Source organism: Streptomyces sp. ME19-01-6 (assembly GCF_033793745.1).
GTDB lineage: Bacteria > Actinomycetota > Actinomycetes > Streptomycetales > Streptomycetaceae > Streptomyces.
Genome location: NZ_JARAXF010000004.1, coordinates 479,054 through 496,095, shown reverse-complemented (window position 1 = coordinate 496,095; position 17,042 = coordinate 479,054). Strand labels below are relative to the sequence as shown.

16 protein-coding genes and 2 pseudogenes are annotated in these 17,042 nt (G+C 71.9%); 12 read left to right on the top strand and 6 right to left on the bottom strand.

The features are described 5' to 3' along the window. From PV419_RS12225 to glmM, 5 genes and pseudogenes are all read left to right on the top strand, one after another. Window positions 1-243, top strand: a pseudogene (locus PV419_RS12225) (ABC transporter ATP-binding protein); the annotation flags it as partial. Continuing rightward, window positions 244-609 (top strand): annotated as a pseudogene (locus PV419_RS12220) (hypothetical protein); the annotation flags it as partial. 302 nt (window positions 610-911) lie between these two features. Then, complete coding sequence (rplM, locus tag PV419_RS12215; RefSeq protein ID WP_319687995.1) at window positions 912-1,355, top strand: 50S ribosomal protein L13; 444 nt, start codon at window positions 912-914, stop codon at window positions 1,353-1,355. 41 nt (window positions 1,356-1,396) lie between these two features. After that, the gene (rpsI, locus tag PV419_RS12210) at window positions 1,397-1,900 is read left to right on the top strand and encodes a 30S ribosomal protein S9 (protein ID WP_319687994.1); all 504 of its coding nucleotides are present in this window, start codon (window positions 1,397-1,399) and stop codon (window positions 1,898-1,900) included. A 157-nt stretch (window positions 1,901-2,057) separates the two neighbouring features. Further along, window positions 2,058-3,416, top strand: a complete 1,359-nt coding sequence (gene glmM / locus PV419_RS12205) for a phosphoglucosamine mutase (protein ID WP_319687993.1) — start codon at window positions 2,058-2,060, stop codon at window positions 3,414-3,416. Between the two features lie 3 nt (window positions 3,417-3,419). Here glmM and PV419_RS12200 read toward each other — a convergent pair whose 3' ends face one another. The 3 genes from PV419_RS12200 to PV419_RS12190 all read right to left on the bottom strand — a co-directional run bounded on the left by PV419_RS12200 (window position 3,420) and on the right by PV419_RS12190 (window position 6,381). After that, window positions 3,420-4,358, bottom strand: a complete 939-nt coding sequence (locus PV419_RS12200) for a DUF389 domain-containing protein (RefSeq protein ID WP_319687992.1) — start codon at window positions 4,356-4,358, stop codon at window positions 3,420-3,422. Between the two features lie 62 nt (window positions 4,359-4,420). Continuing rightward, window positions 4,421-5,467 (bottom strand): type I pantothenate kinase, encoded by a 1,047-nt coding sequence (gene coaA, locus PV419_RS12195; protein WP_319687991.1) that lies wholly within the window; start codon window positions 5,465-5,467, stop codon window positions 4,421-4,423. An 89-nt stretch (window positions 5,468-5,556) separates the two neighbouring features. Beyond that, window positions 5,557-6,381 carry a hypothetical protein gene (locus PV419_RS12190; protein WP_319687990.1) on the bottom strand — a complete coding sequence of 275 codons (825 nt, stop codon included), beginning with the start codon at window positions 6,379-6,381 and terminating at the stop codon, window positions 5,557-5,559. 160 nt (window positions 6,382-6,541) lie between these two features. Between PV419_RS12190 and glmS the strand changes: the two genes are divergently transcribed. After that, window positions 6,542-8,389: a glutamine--fructose-6-phosphate transaminase (isomerizing) gene (glmS, locus tag PV419_RS12185; protein WP_319687989.1), complete on the top strand. Its 1,848-nt coding sequence runs from the start codon at window positions 6,542-6,544 to the stop codon at window positions 8,387-8,389. A 7-nt stretch (window positions 8,390-8,396) separates the two neighbouring features. Continuing rightward, a complete protein-coding gene (locus tag PV419_RS12180) occupies window positions 8,397-8,765 on the top strand; it encodes a holo-ACP synthase (protein ID WP_319687988.1) in 369 nt (122 codons plus the stop codon). A gap of 222 nt (window positions 8,766-8,987) precedes the next feature. On the opposite strand, the gene bla is transcribed toward PV419_RS12180, so the two are convergent. Continuing rightward, on the bottom strand, window positions 8,988-9,917 hold the full coding sequence (bla, locus tag PV419_RS12175; RefSeq protein ID WP_319688180.1) for a class A beta-lactamase: 930 nt from the start codon (window positions 9,915-9,917) through the stop codon (window positions 8,988-8,990). 120 nt (window positions 9,918-10,037) lie between these two features. On the opposite strand from bla, the gene PV419_RS12170 reads away from it, so the two are divergent. The 3 genes from PV419_RS12170 to PV419_RS12160 are packed head-to-tail and all read left to right on the top strand — an operon-like array spanning window position 10,038 to window position 12,379. After that, window positions 10,038-10,919, top strand: a complete 882-nt coding sequence (locus PV419_RS12170; protein ID WP_319687987.1) for a LysR family transcriptional regulator — start codon at window positions 10,038-10,040, stop codon at window positions 10,917-10,919. Then, window positions 10,916-11,815, top strand: coding sequence for a serine hydrolase (locus PV419_RS12165; protein ID WP_319687986.1), 900 nt, complete (start codon window positions 10,916-10,918; stop codon window positions 11,813-11,815). The genes PV419_RS12170 and PV419_RS12165 overlap by 4 nt, the downstream gene beginning before the upstream one ends. Window positions 11,816-11,869: 54 nt before the next feature. Then, on the top strand, window positions 11,870-12,379 hold the full coding sequence (locus PV419_RS12160; protein WP_319687985.1) for a hypothetical protein: 510 nt from the start codon (window positions 11,870-11,872) through the stop codon (window positions 12,377-12,379). Between the two features lie 14 nt (window positions 12,380-12,393). Here PV419_RS12160 and PV419_RS12155 read toward each other — a convergent pair whose 3' ends face one another. Beyond that, window positions 12,394-13,323 carry an LLM class flavin-dependent oxidoreductase gene (locus tag PV419_RS12155; RefSeq protein ID WP_319687984.1) on the bottom strand — a complete coding sequence of 310 codons (930 nt, stop codon included), beginning with the start codon at window positions 13,321-13,323 and terminating at the stop codon, window positions 12,394-12,396. A 110-nt stretch (window positions 13,324-13,433) separates the two neighbouring features. On the opposite strand from PV419_RS12155, the gene PV419_RS12150 reads away from it, so the two are divergent. Next, a complete protein-coding gene (locus tag PV419_RS12150; protein ID WP_319687983.1) occupies window positions 13,434-13,889 on the top strand; it encodes a MarR family transcriptional regulator in 456 nt (151 codons plus the stop codon). A gap of 468 nt (window positions 13,890-14,357) precedes the next feature. Here PV419_RS12150 and PV419_RS12145 read toward each other — a convergent pair whose 3' ends face one another. Next, window positions 14,358-15,803 (bottom strand): NAD(P)H-hydrate dehydratase, encoded by a 1,446-nt coding sequence (locus PV419_RS12145; RefSeq protein WP_319687982.1) that lies wholly within the window; start codon window positions 15,801-15,803, stop codon window positions 14,358-14,360. An 84-nt stretch (window positions 15,804-15,887) separates the two neighbouring features. Between PV419_RS12145 and alr the strand changes: the two genes are divergently transcribed. After that, a complete protein-coding gene (alr, locus tag PV419_RS12140; RefSeq protein WP_319687981.1) occupies window positions 15,888-17,042 on the top strand; it encodes an alanine racemase in 1,155 nt (384 codons plus the stop codon).

The window sequence follows — 17,042 nt, the reverse complement described above, 5'->3', positions numbered from 1 at the left end:
CTGCTGGAGCTCGCGGGGGCCACCGCGCTGCTGCTGGACGAGCCGACGGACAATCTGGACCTGGAGAGCGCGGAGGCGCTGCAGGAGGGGCTCGAGCGGTATGAGGGCACGGTGCTGGCCGTCACGCACGACCGGTGGTTCGCCCGGTCCTTCGACCGCTTCCTGGTCTTCGGGGCGGACGGGGTGGTGCGGGAGGCGCCGGAGCCGGTCTGGGACGAGGGGCGGGTGGCCCGGAAGCGGTGAGCCGCGCTGTGCCGCTATGAGGTGGAGCATCAGGGCGATCAGCGCTTCGACAAGCTGTCGGGCGGGCAGCAGGTCCACGGGGGTCTGGGGGTGTCCCCCAGAAGAAGGGGCCAGATCCTGCTGCTGGAGCTCGTGGGGGCCACCGCGCTGCTGCTGGACGAGCCGACGGACAATCTGGACCTGGAGAGCGCGGAGGCGCTGCAGGAGGGGCTCGAGCGGTATGAGGGCACGGTGCTGGCCGTGACGCACGACCGGTGGTTCGCCCGGTCCTTCGACCGCTTCCTGGTCTTCGGGGCGGACGGGGTGGTGCGGGAGGCGCCGGAGCCGGTCTGGGATGAGGGGCGGCCCGGCGCGGGGGAGCGGTGAGCCGTGCGGGGCGGGGCCGCGCCGCGGGGCGGGATGGCGGCGTGGGGCGGGAGGGCGTTTTGACCCGTGCGGGTGCGGGCCGGTATTCTGCCTGTTCGTTATGCGTATTGGCTTGCTCGTTCTCACGTGAGAGGCCGTTACGCCGGTCCATCGGGCCGATGACCAGCGGCAGGCACTCGGTTTGCGTCACCGATGTGCGGCCAAGGCTGTCGTGATCGTCCGGGTGGCCTTGTTCGGACCCGTCCCCTCGGTCCTGGCGGACCTGGGGAGACCCCATCACTGAAGAAGCGAAGGCAACGACCGTGCGTACGTTCAGCCCCAAGCCCGGCGACGTCCAGCGTCAGTGGCACGTCATCGACGCCACCGACGTCGTCCTGGGCCGCCTGGCCTCTCAGGCAGCCACCCTTCTGCGGGGCAAGCACAAGCCGGTGTACGCGCCGCATGTCGACACTGGTGACTTCGTCATCATCATCAACGCCGACAAGGTGCATCTCTCCGGCAACAAGCGGACCCAGAAGATGGCGTACCGCCACTCCGGCTACCCGGGTGGTCTGCGTTCCATCCGCTACGACGAGCTGCTGGAGAAGAGCCCGGAGAAGGCCGTCGAGAAGGCCATCAAGGGCATGCTCCCCAAGAACACCCTGGGCCGTCAGATGCTCTCGAAGCTGAAGGTCTACGCGGGTGACCAGCACCCGCACGGCGCTCAGCAGCCGGTCCCGTTCGAGATCACCCAGGTCGCGCAGTAGTCCCGGCCACCCCCTAAGACGAAGAGAATCTGAGGAGCATCGTGGCCGAGACCACCGCCGAGACCCCCCTCGATGTCGAGGAGTACACCACCGAGAGCGTGGAGACGATCGAGACGGAGTACACCTCCGAGTCGCTCGCTTCCCGCTTCGGCGAGCCGCAGCCGGCCGCCGGCACCGGGCGCCGCAAGAACGCCATCGCGCGTGTTCGCATCGTGCCGGGCAGCGGCCAGTGGAAGATCAACGGTCGCACCCTTGAGGAGTACTTCCCCAACAAGGTGCACCAGCAGGAAGTCAACGAGCCCTTCAAGGTGCTCGAGCTGGACGACCGCTACGACGTCATCGCCCGCATCGCCGGCGGCGGCGTCTCCGGTCAGGCCGGTGCGCTGCGCCTGGGCATCGCCCGCGCGCTGAACGAGGCGGACGTGGACAACAACCGCGGTCCGCTGAAGAAGGCCGGCTTCCTGACCCGTGACGACCGCGCCACCGAGCGCAAGAAGGCCGGTCTGAAGAAGGCCCGCAAGGCGCCGCAGTACAGCAAGCGCTAATCGGCGCGACTGCGCTGCTCATACGGCGGCTTCGCTCGCTTGTTCGAACGCCCTGGCGGCACCACCCGTGCCGCCGGGGCGTTCGGCTATTGGCACCAGGGGGCGTATACCTACAAGCAAGCTTTCGCCCCCCAGCTCGTAATCTCGGAGGACACCAGTGGGACGACTCTTCGGTACGGACGGTGTGCGCGGTGTCGCCAACGCCGACCTGACGGCTGAGATGGCGCTCGGCCTGTCGGTCGCGGCAGCGCATGTGCTCGCCGAGGTGGGAACCTTCGAAGGCCATCGGCCAGTGGCGGTGGTCGGGAGGGACCCGCGCGCGTCCGGGGAGTTTCTGGAGGCCGCCGTGGTGGCGGGGCTGGCCAGTGCGGGCGTGGACGTACTGCGGGTGGGCGTGCTGCCGACGCCCGCGGTGGCGTATCTGACCGGCTCGCTCGACGCGGACCTGGGCGTGATGCTGTCCGCCAGCCACAACCCGATGCCCGACAACGGGATCAAGTTCTTCGCGCGCGGCGGCCACAAGCTCGCGGACGAGCTGGAGGACCGGATCGAGACCACCTACCGCGCACACGCCTCGGGCGAGCCGTGGGACCGGCCGACCGGCGCGGGCGTGGGCCGGGTGCGCGAGTACGGGGAGGGCCTCGACAAGTACGTCGCCCACCTCGTCGGCGTCCTGCCCAACCGGCTGGACGGGCTGAAGGTCGTCGTCGACGGGGCGCACGGCGCGGCTGCCCAGGTCTCCCCGGAAGCGTTCACCCGGGCCGGCGCCGAGGTCATCACCATCGGCACCCAGCCCGACGGGCTCAACATCAACGACGGCTACGGCTCCACCCACCTGGACCCGCTGCGGGCCGCCGTCGTCGAGCACCAGGCCGCCCTGGGCATCGCGCACGACGGGGACGCCGACCGCTGCCTGGCCGTGGACGCGGCGGGCGAGGAGGTCGACGGCGACCAGATCCTCGCGGTGCTCGCGCTCGCCCTGCGCGAGGCGGGCGGCCTGCGGGAGAACACGGTCGTCGGCACGGTGATGTCCAACCTCGGCTTCAAGCTCGCCATGCGGCGCGAGGGCGTCGAGCTGGTCCAGACGGCGGTCGGCGACCGCTATGTGCTGGAGGAGATGAAGGCGCACGGCTACGCCCTGGGCGGCGAGCAGTCCGGCCATGTCATCGTGCTCGACCACGCCACCACCGGCGACGGCACGCTGACCGGGCTGCTGCTGGCCGCGCGGGTGGCCGCCACCGGCCGTACGCTGGCCGACCTCGCGGCCGTCATGGAGCGGCTGCCCCAGGTGCTGATCAACGTCCGGGACGTGGACAAGTCCCGGGTCGCCTCCAGCGCCGAGCTGGCCGCGGCGGTGACGGACGCGGAGCGGGAGCTGGGCGAGACCGGGCGGGTGCTGCTGCGGTCGTCCGGGACCGAGCCGGTCGTACGCGTGATGGTGGAGGCCGCGGACATCGACCAGGCCCGGTCGGTCGCGGAGCGCCTCGCGGACGCGGTGAAGTCCGCGCTGGGCTAGGTTCTAGCGGCGGAGTGTGCGCTCGCGCTGCTTGGCCCACAGGAACTTCTGGGCCAGCAGCGTGAGCGTGCCCGCGACCACGATCCCGGCCAGGTTCAGCAGCAGCTGCTCCGTCGAGCCCCACATCTGGGCGATCTCGCCGTAGCCGAGCGCCACTGCCGCGTTGGCCGCGGCCGGCACGGTGGTGACGGAGATCGCCACGCCGACCAGCGCCCCGGACTTCGCCGAGGTCAGCGAGAGCGTTCCGGCGATCCCGGCGAGCAGGGCCACGACGAAGGAGAACATGTCCGGCTTCCAGATGAAGTCGGTGTTCGGCCGCGGCCGCTCCAGCTGATCCCTGGTGAACAGCCCGAAGGCGTCCATCAGCACCCCGAAGCCGGTGGTCAGCACCATCGCCACCGCGAAGCCCACCACCAGCGCGATCAGCGAGCGCGCCGCGAGCCGCGGGGCCCGCTGGACCAGCGCGGTGGACAGCCCGGCCAGCGGGCCGAACTCCGGGCCGACCGCCATGGCGCCCACGATCAGGATCGCGTTGTCCAGCACCACACCGCAGGCCGCGATCATCGTGGCGAGGGCGAGGAAGGCCAGGAAGGTGATGGAGAGCGTGGACTCCTCGTGGGTGGCCTCGGTCAGCTGCTCCCACAGGACGGCGTCCGCACCCTCGCCCGGCGCCTCCTCCTCCGCCTTGTCGGCCCGCTTGGACAGCGACAGATCGATGTTCTCGACGGCGATCGAGCCGTAGGTGTCCAGGCCCAGCGCGCGCAACTCGCCCAGCAGGGCATCGCCCGCCTCACGCGCCACGTCGACCAGCACCACGTCTCCCGCCGGGTTGCGCGCGACGCCCGGCAGCACCACGAGGTGGGTGGTGCCCACCGTGTGCTCCACGGTGCGCACCACCTCGTCGGTGCGGTCGGCCGGGACGATCAGCCGCAGATGCAGCACGGTGGTGCTCCCCGTTCGTATGTCTGGGTGTGTCTAGGTGTGTCTTCGGGTGTTCTCGTGGCTCAGAGTTTGCGCAGGGACAGCCGCTGGACCTTGTGGTCCGGGCCCTTGCGGAGCACCAGCGTGGCACGGCCGCGGGTGGGCGCGACGTTCTGCTGCAGATTGGGCCGGTTGATGGTGCGCCACATCATCCGGGCGTAGTCCAGCGCCTCCTCCTCGGAGACCTGGGTGTACTTGCGGAAGTACGAGGACGGGTCCTGGAAGGCCGTCTCGCGCAGCTTGCGGAAGCGGCCCAGGTACCAGCGCTCGATGTCCTCGGCGCGGGCGTCCACGTACACGCTGAAGTCGAAGAAGTCCGCGAGGCCGACGCGGGTGAGGCCGTCCTTGCCGGGCAGCGCGGGCTGCAGCACGTTCAGGCCCTCGACGATCAGGATGTCGGGGCGGCGCACGGTCAGCCGCTCGCGCGGCACGATGTCGTAGATGAGATGGGAGTAGACGGGCGCGGACACCTCGTCCTTGCCCGCCTTCACATCCGCGACGAACCGGGTCAGCGCCCTGCGGTCGTACGACTCGGGGAAGCCCTTGCGGGACATCAGGCCGCGCCGGTGCAGCTCCGCGTTGGGGTGCAGAAAGCCGTCGGTGGTGATCAGCTCGACGCGCGGGTGCTCGGGCCAGCGGGCCAGCAGCGCCTGCAGCAGACGGGCGGTGGTGGACTTGCCGACCGCGACGCTGCCCGCCACGCCGATCACGAAGGGCGTGCCGGGCTGGGTTCCGTTGCCCTTCTTGGTGTCGCCGAGGAAGGTGTTGAGCGCCCCCCGCAGATTGCCCGCGGCGGCCACGTACAGGTTCAGCAGCCGGGACAGCGGGAGGTAGACGTCCCGTACCTCGTCGAGGTCGATGACGTCGCCGAGGCCGCGCAGCCGCTCGACCTCCTCGGCGGTGAGCGGCAGCGGGGTCTTGTCCCGCAGCGCGCTCCACTCGTCGCGGGACAGGTCCACGTACGGGCTCGGCTCGGGCCGCCGCGGGGTGCGCGGGGGGTGCGGGTGCTGAGGGGGTGAGTCGTGCTCCGCGTGCGCGGGGTGCGCGTCCTGCGCAGGAGACGTGATCATCCTCTCATTGTCGTGGCTCGGCGCGGGCGCGTGGGGCGGGCCGGGCGTGGGGTCCGTCACGCGCGGGGCTCGCTACGCGTGGGTCTTGCTCAGCCGAGCAGTACGCCGCCCTGCGTGGTCGCCGGGACGGTCCGGGAGGCGTCGGGCGCGGCGGCCTTCACCGGCTTCCCCCATTCGGACAGCGTCACCGTGGTCGTGACGGACAGCGTGTTCATGCGGTAGGCCATCTTCAGCCGGACCAGCCGCCCCTGACGGTCCACCCAGGCGTCGGCGAACACCGGCAGGTCGGTGCCCTGCGCGTCGCGTATCTTCTCGGCGTTCTTCCGCGTCTTGTCGGCGAGGCGCAGGGTGAGGGTGGCGTGGTCGATCGAGCCCCGGTACCGGGTGGTGAGGGTGCCGCCGACGGTCTCGTTGGAGCCGAACCGCTCCACCTTGCGCATCGCGGCGATCTGGCGCACATAGTGCTCGGGGTCGTTGAGCGGGGCGCGGAGCAGATAGTGGGCCTCGGCCTTGTCGCGCGCGACCGAGCCCCAGGTACCCTTCGCCGCGCCCTGGATCCCGCTCACGTAGATGGTGTCGCCGTCGAAGATCTCGTCCACGTGGTCGATCGCGCCCCCGGGGAAGTCCACCGCCAGCTTCCCCTTGTCCTTGGCCAGGTCGAAGGGGCCATCGACGGAAACGGCGAACGCCCCCTCCCCTTCGGCGATGAGCACCTCCCCGTGGATGTGGGCGCTGGTGCCGCGGGCCTTTGCGACGGACGCGCGGACGGCCTCGGTGGCCGTCTTTCCGGCGTCCTTCTCCGCGGCGGCCTTTGCGTCCTTCCCGCTGTCGTCGGCGGAGCAGCCCGTGACGAGCGCGAGCAGCGCCCCCGCGGCGGCGCAGGCTCTGAGGGCAGGAGTGATGGCGCGGCGCATGGTGGTGTGTCCCCCCGGTGAGGTGAGCTGGGCGGCCCCCCGGCCGCTGGCGCATTATGTACTGCCGTGGATGCCGGACGTGCGACGGATGACCGGCAGGTGGCGGATTGCACGCGGGCGGTGGTCCGCGTGTGCGGCCGCGGGCCGTACGCTGCACTGCATGTGCGGAATCGTTGGTTATGTGGGAGGGCAGTCCGCCCTCGATGTCGTCCTCGCCGGGCTGAAGCGGCTGGAATACCGCGGCTATGACTCGGCGGGTGTCGCCGTGCTCGCCGACGGTGGGATGGCCGCCGCCAAGAAGGCCGGCAAGCTCGCCAACCTGGAGAAGGAGCTCGCGGACCGCCCGCTGCCCAGCGGCGGCACCGGCATCGGCCACACCCGCTGGGCCACCCACGGCGGCCCGACGGACGCCAACGCCCATCCGCACCTGGACAACGCGGGCCGGGTCTCCGTCGTCCACAACGGCATCATCGAGAACTTCGCCGCGCTCCGCGCCGAGCTGGCCGAGCGCGGCCACGAGCTGGCCTCCGAGACCGACACCGAGGTCGTGGCGCATCTGCTCGCCGAGTCCTTCTCGTCCTGCGGCGACCTCGCCGAGGCGATGCGGCAGGTGTGCCGGCAGCTGGAGGGCGCCTTCACGCTGGTCGCGGTGCACGCGGACGCGCCCGATGTGGTGGTCGGCGCGCGCCGCAACTCGCCGCTGGTCGTCGGCGTCGGCGAGGACGAGGCGTTCCTCGCCTCCGACGTGGCCGCCTTCATCGCGCACACCCGCGAGGCCATCGAACTCGGCCAGGACCAGGTCGTCGAGGCGCGCCGGGACGGCGTGACGGTCACGGACTTCGACGGGGCGCCCGCCGACGTCCGTAGGTACCACGTCGACTGGGACGCCTCCGCCGCCGAGAAGGGCGGCTACGACTACTTCATGCTCAAGGAGATCGCCGAGCAGCCGAAGGCCGTCGCCGACACGCTGCTGGGGCGCATCGACGTGGCGGGGAACCTCACCCTGGACGAGGTCCGGATCCCGGCGTCCGTGCTGCGCGAGGTCGACAAGGTCGTCATCGTCGCCTGCGGCACCGCCTACCACGCCGGGATGATCGCGAAGTACGCCATCGAGCACTGGACCCGCATCCCCTGCGAGACCGAGCTGGCCAGCGAGTTCCGCTACCGCGACCCGATCATGGACCCGCGGACGCTGGTGATCGCCATCTCGCAGTCCGGCGAGACCATGGACACGCTGATGGCCCTGCGGCACGCGCGCGAGCAGGGCGCGAAGGTGCTCGCCATCTGCAACACCAACGGCTCCACGATCCCGCGCGAGTCGGACGCGGTGCTGTACACCCACGCCGGGCCCGAGGTCGCGGTCGCCTCCACCAAGGCGTTCCTCACCCAGCTGGTGGCCTGCTACCTGGTCGCGCTGTACCTGGGGCAGGTGCGCGGCACCAAGTGGGGCGACGAGATCCAGTCCGTGATCCGCGAGCTGTCCGAGATCGGCACCCAGGTGGAGCAGGTGCTGGAGACGATGGAGCCGGTGCGGGAGCTGGCGCGGACGCTGGCCAACAAGAACACGGTGCTGTTCCTGGGCCGCCACGTCGGCTACCCGGTCGCCCTGGAGGGCGCGCTCAAGCTCAAGGAGCTCGCCTACATGCACGCCGAGGGCTTCGCGGCCGGCGAGCTCAAGCACGGGCCGATCGCGCTGATCGAGGAGGACCTGCCGGTCGTGGTGGTCGTGCCCTCGCCGCGCGGCCGGTCCGTCCTCCACGACAAGATCGTCTCCAACATCCAGGAGATCCGGGCCCGCGGCGCCCGGACCATCGTCATCGCCGAGCGCGGCGACGAGGCCGTGGCCCCGTACGCGGACCACCTGATCGAGATCCCCGCCACCCCGACCCTGCTGCAGCCCCTGGTCGCGACCGTGCCGCTGCAGGTCTTCGCGTGCGAGCTGGCCACGGCGCGCGGCAACGAGGTCGACCAGCCGCGCAACCTGGCCAAGTCGGTGACCGTGGAGTGAGCGGCCGATGATCATCGGGGTTGGCATCGACGTGGCCGAGATCGACCGCTTCGACGACGCGCTGCGGCGCACGCCGGGGATGGCGGACCGGCTGTTCGTCCCGCGCGAGCTGACCCTGCCGAGCGGCGAGCGGCGCGGGATCGCGTCGCTCGCCGCCCGGTTTGCGGCCAAGGAGGCCCTGGCCAAGGCGCTCGGCGCGCCGGGCGGGTTGCGCTGGACCGACGCGGAGGTGCTGACGGAGTCCAGCGGGCAGCCGCGGCTGTCGGTGCGCGGGACCGTGGCGGCGCGGGCGGCGGAGCTGGGGGTGCGGGCGTGGCATGTGTCGCTCAGCCATGACGCGGGGGTCGCGTCCGCGGTGGTGATCGCGGAGGGGTGAGCGGGTGCCCTGCGGGTGCGGGGTGGTGCGCCCGGGGTGCGTGGGTGGTGCGGGGGCGGGGCCTTAAGGGGCTGTCACCCTGGACCGCATATTTACGGCGCCGGTGCCCGGAAGCGCGGGGCGGGCCGGAACTTGGCGCCACACATATGCGTAAGCGTCCAGGGCACCACCCCTGCACCCCCACCCCCTCCCGCGCGTCGGCGGCATCCCGCCGGTGCGCCCTTACGACAGCGTGTCGGCGACCACGGACGCCGCCTTGGCGATCAGCTTGTCGTCGGGTTCGGCGTCTTTGTCGGTGCGGTTGGAGAGGATCGCGATCACGATGGGGGCCGAGTCCGGGGGCCACACCACGGCGATGTCGTTGCGGGCGCCGTAGTAGCTGCCGGTTCCGGTCTTGTCGCCGACCACCCAGCCCTTGGGCACACCGGCCCTGATGACCTTGTCGCCGGTCTTGTTGGTCTTCAGCCACTTCGTGAGCTGCGCGCGTTCGCCCTTGCCGAGGACGTCTCCGAGGACGAACGCGCGCAGGTCCTTCGCGAACGCCCGCGGAGTGGTGGTGTCCCGCATCTCGCCCGGCACCCAGTGGCTCAGATACGGCTCGGGGCGCTCCATCCGGGTGATGTCATCGCCCATCTTCTCGAGCGTGGCGTCGAGGGCCTTGGGCCCGCCGAGCTCCTTGAGAATCAGGTTGGCCGCGGCGTTGTCGCTGTAGCGGACGGCGGCGTCGCACAGCTCGCCCAGGGTCATCGTCCCGGTGGCGACGTGCTTTTCGGTCACGGGGGAGTTGTCGAGCAGATCGCTCTTGGAGTACGTGATTTTTCTGTCCATCCCGCTGAGCGAGTACTTCTTCAGGGCGGCACCGGCGGCCATGGCCTTGAAGGTGGAGTTGTAGGCGAAGCGCTCGCCGTCGTTGTACGCCACCTCCCGGCCGGTTCCGGTGTCGATGGCGTAGACGCCGAGGCGGGCGTCGAACGTGCGCTCAAGATCCTTGAACTCGCGGACGTACGACTTCGCGGCCGCCTTCGGCTTCGTTGTCTCCGCGGCCGGGGACGACGAGGCGGAGGAATCGTCCTGGCCGCAGGCCGCGAGCGGGGTGAGGGCGAGGGTGGCGAGCGCACCACGAATGGCGCGCCGGACGCGGGTGTGCCGCATGGTCCGGACCTCCAGGTCGGGAGATGGGGTGGTGGCCAGCACCCTCGCCTTCCGGCGGCTATGCGGTCCAATACGCTTGTGTGGGCTTCCATGCCAAAGTGACATAGGGGACGGGGTGCTGTGGATCTGGTGGGAGCGTGTCGCGCGTTCGTCAGCGTGAGCGAGCGCGGCAGTTTCACCGTCGGAGCGGCCGCCGCCCGGATGTCCCAGCCGGTGGCCAGCCGCCGTATCGCCGCCCTGGAGGAACGCTTCGGTGAGCAGCTGTTCGAGCGCACCTCACGGCGGGCCGTCCTCACCCCCTTCGGCCGGGACCTGCTGCCGACGGCCCGTCAGCTCGTTTTGGCCGCCGACGTACTGGAACACGAGGCGGCAGCCGCCAAGCGCAAGCCGTGGCGGCTCGCGGTGCCCGGAATCTGCTCCACCGCCGATCTCGCCCGCCTGGTCGCCGACGCACGGGGGCACGGCGTCACCCTCGAACTCCGCGTCGGACCGCCGCCGCGGCGGCTGGAGCTCATCCGCTCCCAACAGGTGCGCGCCGCCCTGGTCCCGGCGGTGCCGGACGAGGCGGCGTGGTCCGTGCCGCTCGGGCTGGCCGGCGCCCAGGACCCCGGCGTGAAGCGCTTCTACGTCGAAACGCTGCGCAACGGACGGGCCGACCCCGAGCCGGCCCGCCGTATCCGGATCCAACCGGAAGACGACGTCCCGCACATCCGCGACCCGCTGACGCGACTGCGCGACGCCGTCGGCCTGCGGCCCGCGCAGCTCGTCGTGGCGGACGACCTCACCACCGCGGCGGCGGACGTGCTGTGCTCCCGCGACCTGCTGCTGTGCTCGCCCGCGCAGGCCCGGGAACTCGCCCTGAGCTGGCGCCCCCTCGGTGAGCTCGCGCTCACCCGGGGGTACGCCCTCACCGCCGCGACGACCGGCGATCCACAACAGATTCAGGCGCGCCTGGGCGACGCGATCGCACGCTGCCTCGGCGCCGAGGGGGCGGGTGCATGACCGAGGCGCTGCTGCGCGAGATGCGCGGGCGACTGCACGACGGTGGCCTGCGCGGTTATCTCCTCGTCCGGGACCTCCACACCGGCGAAGAGCTGGGCATCGAGCCCGACGCCCAGCTGCCGACCGCTTCCCTGGTCAAGATCCCGCTCGCCCTGGCGACGGTGGAGCGCATCCGGCGCGGCGAGGTCGACGGAGCGACGATGCTCGACGTGTCACCCGGGCGGGTCACCACGCCCGGCCCCACCGGGCTGAGCCGATTCCGCCACCCCGCCCGGATCGCGATCGACGACCTGCTCTACCTGAGCACCTGCATCAGCGACGGAGTGGCCGCCGACGCGCTGTTCGACATCACCCCGCCCGCCCAGGTCGCCGACATCCTCCACGAGCTCGGCCTCCACGGCATCACCGTCCGCCACACCATGGGCGAACTGACCGACACCCCCGTGGAACGCTTCGACGCCAGCCAGGCGCATCTCGCCCAAGCCCTCGCCATCGACGCCGGCACCCACGGCCGCGGACACCGCGTGCCGCAGCTCGACACCACCCGCGCCAACACCGGCAGCCCACGCGCCTATGTCGAACTGCTCCAAGCCCTGTGGAAACCCTCGGCGATCCACCCCGAAGTGGCCGAGCGTGTCCGAGGCCTCATGTCCCAGAACCTGTTGCGCCACCGCCTCACCCCCGACTTCATCTCGGACGCCACCACCTGGTCCTCCAAGACCGGCACCCTCCTCAACCTCCGCCACGAGATCGGCGTCGTCGAGCACTCCGACGGCCAGACCTTCGCCATCGCCGTCCTCACCGAATCCCTCGTCCCCGCCAGCATCCAGCCCGGCGCCGACGCCCTCATGGCCCAGGTCGCCCGAACCCTGCGGGATCACCTGCGGCAGCTCTGAGTGCGCTGGACGAGCGGTATCGTCGGCAGCCGCGCGGATGATTCGGGGGTTGACGTGTACAGCTTCTACGTCTTCGAGGGCTCCTGCTGGCAAGGCGGCGGCGGTTGGGAGCACCTTGAGGTGTGCGGCACTCTCGAAGAGGTCGACGCCTCGGTCGCCTACTACGTGCGCACGGGTTCGTGGGCGGCTGGCGATACGTTCGTGATCAGGGTGTATCGCCACGGCGCGCTGCTGGTCAAAAGGCAGCTGGACCCGTTCCTGACGGTGAAGGTCCCCGGGCTGACGGCGATGCGGTCCGCCGAGGACGGGCGAGCGAGCGGTGGCCTACCGGAGCCCGGTGGGCCGTATGACGGCATGGACGAAGACGCCGTCTGGGAAGTGCTGCCTCAGGAGATGTATGAGATCGCGTCGGAATCCCCCCAGGCCATCGAAGTGAGCGTCGACTGGGATGGCCTTGCCCTGCCGGAACTGGTCGCTCCAGTGCTGCCGCCAGGGGCCGGCGTCACGCTCGACGGGCGCGAGCTGCGGTACGGACGCACCTCGACACTCGACGCGTGCATCTGACCCGCTGTCGGCCTTCAGCTGCGTAGGGCTCCGCGTACGGGCGTGATGATCTCGTCGACGAGCCACCGCGCGACCTGTGAGGGGTAGGGGCTGCGCAGGCTGAGCACGATGTGCGTCAGGCCGGCGGCGATGAGATCCAGGATCGCCTTCCGGTCACTGGCGGGGTCGTCGTAGGAGACGATGTACTGCACGGAACGGGTGATCTCCTGTGGGTCCCGGCCGATGGCCGCGCAGTGGCTGTCCAGGACGCGACTGCGCTCGGTGATGTAGTCGAGGGTGTTGTGCGGGGGGCCGGGGATGTTCCAGATGTCCGCCTGCTCGGCGACGAGGCGCAGGGTCCGGGTTCCCCAGCCGCCGACCAGCAGCGGTGGGCCCGTTCGCTGGACGGGCTTCGGCTCGTTGCGATTGCCCTTGAGGGTGTAGTAGCGCCCGTGGAAGTCGAAGACGTCCTGCGTCCACATGCGCTTGAGGATGGCGATGGTCTCCGCCAGGCGGGCGATGCCCTCGGCCGGTGGGACCAGGGTCAGTCCATAGGCGTCGTACTCCGCGACGGCGGGGTTCTCACCCGCTACGCCCCCGGCGTCGGGCGGTTGGTGGGTGCCGCCCACGCCGAGGCCCATGACCAGGCGGCCTCGGGAGATGACGTCGACCGTCGTGGCGATCTTGCCCAGGACGGCGGGCTGGCGGATCCGGTTGCTGGTGACCAGGAGACCCAGCCGCAGCCGTCGGGTCTGCGCGGCCAGGGCGCTCAGGAGCGTCCACCCTTCGAGGACCTGCCCATCCTTGGGGCCCGCGATCGGCATGAGGTGGTCCCACAGCCATGCGTCCCGGAATTGCGGCAGCGCGTCGGCCTCCTGCCACACGCGCAGGATCTCCTCGTAGCTGACGCGCATCGGCGTGGTCTTGATGCCGAACGTCACTTGGTCTTGGTGCTGGTCGCTCATCGGTACACGGCTCCCTCCGGCTCGCAGTGCCGCCAACGGGGGCGGCGGATATCGTCACCCTAGTGGATCGTCAGCGCTCCTGACTATCAGTCGCTGGGTAGGATGTCGGCATGACGGGCGACGCACCCCCCCATCCCCTCGCCTCCCGCTTGGGCTATCTGCTCAAGCACGTGCACCTGCAGCTGACGGAGGCGTCCGCCCGCGCGCTGGCGCCGTTCGGGATCGACGGCCGTGAGCTGGCAGTCCTGGCCGTGCTCGCCACGGACAACCCGCTGTCCCAGCTGGAAGCGGCCCGCAGACTGGGCGTCGACCGCACCACGATGGTGGCGCTCATCGACGTGCTGGAGGACAAGGGCCTCGTCGAGCGCCGCCGCAGCGCCCAGGACCGGCGCAAGAACACCGTGCAGCTCACCCCGACGGGCCAGGACTGCCTGCACCGAGCGGAGCACGCCCGCGAGGAGATGGAACGTCAGTTCCTCGCCCCCCTCGCCGGCCCGGACGCGGACTCCTTCGTCCGCGCCCTGCAGACCCTGGTCATCGCCCCCAGGACCCCTGACAGTGCATGACCTCTGAGGAGAGGCGTGGGCCTTACCGCAACCTTCCGAAGTGTCACCGATGAGCAGCTGGGCCGCGTCAGGCGCAACCCCTCGTACGGCGCGCATCTCCGCAACGAGACCCCGGAAGGCGGCGGGACCCCGCTCGAGGTCGGCGCCGTCCCACGGGTGGGCCTCCCCCACCTTGCGGCCTCGGCGTCCGGCGCCCGTCCTCAGGCGCAGCTCTGCGCTGACCGGCGTGGTCAGCCGGTCCCACCAGCCGGTGCTCGGGCTGAGCGGGAGGGGGTGGGGGTGCAGGGGTGGTGCCCTGGACGCTTACGCATATGTGTGGCGCCAAGTTCCGGTCCGCTCCGCGCTTCCGAGTGTCGGCGCCGTAAATATGCGGTCCAGGGTGACAGCCCCTTAAGGCCCCGCCCCCGCACCACCCACGAACAGCAGGCGCACCACCCGCACCCCCGCACCCCCGCACCCGAAAGCACGTCAGCCCAGCACGTCCCGCCAGACCTCGGGTAGCGCCGTCGCCACGTCGTACGCCGCGATGGGTGCGCCGGAAGGGGCCGTGGCGCGGCGGGCGGCGAGGCCGTGGAGGTAGGCGCCGGCGGAGGCGGCGTCGTGGGCGGACAGGCCGGTGGCGAGGAGGGAGCCGACCAGGCCGGAGAGGACGTCGCCGCTGCCCGCCGTGGCGAGCCAGCCGGTGCCGGTGGGGTTGACGCGTACGGGGCCGGAGCCTGAGGCGATGAGGGTGGTGGAGCCCTTGAGGAGGACGGTGGCGCCGTAGCGCTCGGCGAGGGCGCGGACAGAGGCCAGGCGGCTCTGCTCGACCTCCTCGCGCGGGACCCCCAGCAGCGCCGCGGCCTCCCCGGCGTGCGGGGTGAGGACCGTGGCCGCGCGGCGTGAGCGCAGGTCGCCGGAGGGGAGCAGGCGCAGCCCGTCCGCGTCGACGAGGACCGGGACGTCGGAGGCGAGGACGTCGTCGAGGGACTGGCGGGCGGCCGCGTCGTCGCCGAGGCCGGGGCCGACCACCCACGCCTGGACGCGGCCCGCCTTGTGGGGCGGGCCGGAGTGGACGAGGGTCTCGGGGAAGCGGGCGATGACGGCGTCGGCGGCCGGGCCGACGTAGCGGACCGCGCCAGCCCCGCCGCGCAGCGCGCCCGCGACGGCCAGGACCGCGGCGCCCGGATAGCGGGCCGAGCCGGCCACGACGCCGACGACGCCGCGCCGGTACTTGTCGCTCTCCGCGCCGGGGCGGGGGAGGAGGGCCGCGACATCGTCGTGTTGCAGGGCCTCGGCGTCGGGGACGGGCGGCAGGTGGGGGGTCAGGCCGATGTCGATCAGGCGCAGCGCGCCCGCGTGTTCGTGGGCGGGGTCGATGAGCAGGCCGGGCTTGTAGGTGCCGAAGGTGACGGTCGCGTCGGCGCGTACGGCGGGGCCGCGCACCTCGCCGGTGTCGGCGTCCACGCCGCTGGGCAGGTCGACGGCGACCACGGTGCCGCGCACGGCCAGGGTCAGGCGCTCGGCGTCGGGCCGCAGGCCGCCCTTGCCTCCGATGCCGACGATTCCGTCGAGGACGAGGTCGGCCCGGGCGAGGGCTGCCTCGGCGGAGGCGGCATCAGCCGCGTGCGCGCGGCCGCCCGCGCCGCGCAGCGCCCTCAGCCCGCCCGCGTGGGCGCGGTCGGGGGCCAGCAGAACGGCCGTGACCCCGGCCCCGCGGCGGGCGAGGCGGGCCCCGGCGTACAGGGCGTCGCCGCCGTTGTCGCCGCTGCCGACCAAGAGGGCCACCCGGGCCCCGTAGACGCGGCCCAGCAGCCCCGCGCAGGCGGCTGCCAGGCCCGCGGCCGCGCGCTGCATGAGCGCTCCTTCGGGCAGCCGCGCCATCAAGTCCCGCTCCGCGGCCCGTACGGTCTCGACGCTGTAGGCAATCCTCATGGCGACCAGTTTCCCGGACATGTCCCTGAGGTCGTAAGGAAGCGCACGCTCCGCGCGTGGGACGGGCCTGAGACACTGACGCTGATGAATGAGACACCGATGCGCGCCCGTGCCGTGGTCGACCTGGCCGCCCTGCGGGCCAATGTGCGCGCGCTGCGTGCGACGGCCTCCCGGGCCGAGTTGATGGCCGTGGTCAAGTCGGACGCCTACGGCCACGGCGCGGTGCCGTGCGCGCGCGCCGCGCGCGAGGCGGGCGCGAGCTGGCTGGGCGCGGCGACGCCCGAGGAGGCGCTGGCGCTGCGCGCCGCGGGCGACACGGGCCGGGTGCTGTGCTGGCTGTGGACGCCGGGCGGCCCGTGGCGGGAGGCGATCGAGGCGGACGTCGATGTGTCGCTGAGCGGGATGTGGGCGCTGCGGGAGGCCGTGGCCGCGGCCCGGGCGTGCGGCCGTACCGCGCGCGTCCAGCTGAAGGCGGACACGGGGCTCGGCCGCAACGGCTGCCCGCCCGAGGACTGGCCGGAACTCGTCGCCGCCGCGCGCGCCGCGGAGGCTGCGGGCACGGTGAAGGTGACCGGCCTGTGGTCGCACTTCGCGTGCGCGGACGAGCCGGGGCACCCCTCGGTCGCCGCCCAGCTGGAGGTGTTCCGGGCGATGCTGGCGCAGGCGGCGGAGGCGGGGCTGCGCCCCGAGGTGCGGCACATCGCCAACTCGCCGGCGACGCTGACCCTGCCCGAGTCGCACTTCGACCTGGTACGGACCGGGATCGCGGTGTACGGGATCTCCCCGAGCCCCGAGGTCGGCCATCCGGGCGACTTCGGGCTGCGGCCGGTGATGACGCTGGTCGCCTCGCTGGCCTCGGTGAAGCGGGTGCCGGGCGGACATGGCGTGTCGTACGGGCACCGCTACGTCACCCCCGGTCCGACCACGCTCGCGCTGGTGCCGGTGGGCTACGCGGACGGGATCCCGCGGCACGCCTCGGGGACCGGGCCGGTGCTGGTCGCGGGCAAGTGGCGGACGGTCGCGGGCACGGTGGCGATGGACCAGTTCGTGGTGGACCTCGGCGGGGACGCCGCGGCGCCGGGGGACGAGGCGGTGCTGTTCGGGCCGGGTGACCAGGGTGAGCCGACCGCGGAGGACTGGGCGCGGGCGGTCGGCACGATCGCGTACGAAATCGTCACGAGGATCGGGTCGCGCGTGCCACGCGTTTATGTCGGTCGGGCTGAGGGCACAGGGAACTGA

Coding starts and splice junctions, on each gene's coding strand:
- coaA (WP_319687991.1), bottom strand. CDS start 5,467: ATGATCACGTCTCCTGCGCAGGACGCGCACCCCGCGCACGCGGAGCAC.
- PV419_RS12190 (WP_319687990.1), bottom strand. CDS start 6,381: ATGCGCCGCGCCATCACTCCTGCCCTCAGAGCCTGCGCCGCCGCGGGG.
- glmS (WP_319687989.1), top strand. CDS start 6,542: ATGTGCGGAATCGTTGGTTATGTGGGAGGGCAGTCCGCCCTCGATGTC.
- PV419_RS12180 (WP_319687988.1), top strand. CDS start 8,397: ATGATCATCGGGGTTGGCATCGACGTGGCCGAGATCGACCGCTTCGAC.
- bla (WP_319688180.1), bottom strand. CDS start 9,917: ATGCGGCACACCCGCGTCCGGCGCGCCATTCGTGGTGCGCTCGCCACC.
- PV419_RS12165 (WP_319687986.1), top strand. CDS start 10,916: ATGACCGAGGCGCTGCTGCGCGAGATGCGCGGGCGACTGCACGACGGT.
- PV419_RS12155 (WP_319687984.1), bottom strand. CDS start 13,323: ATGAGCGACCAGCACCAAGACCAAGTGACGTTCGGCATCAAGACCACG.
- PV419_RS12150 (WP_319687983.1), top strand. CDS start 13,434: ATGACGGGCGACGCACCCCCCCATCCCCTCGCCTCCCGCTTGGGCTAT.
- PV419_RS12145 (WP_319687982.1), bottom strand. CDS start 15,803: ATGAGGATTGCCTACAGCGTCGAGACCGTACGGGCCGCGGAGCGGGAC.
- alr (WP_319687981.1), top strand. CDS start 15,888: ATGAATGAGACACCGATGCGCGCCCGTGCCGTGGTCGACCTGGCCGCC.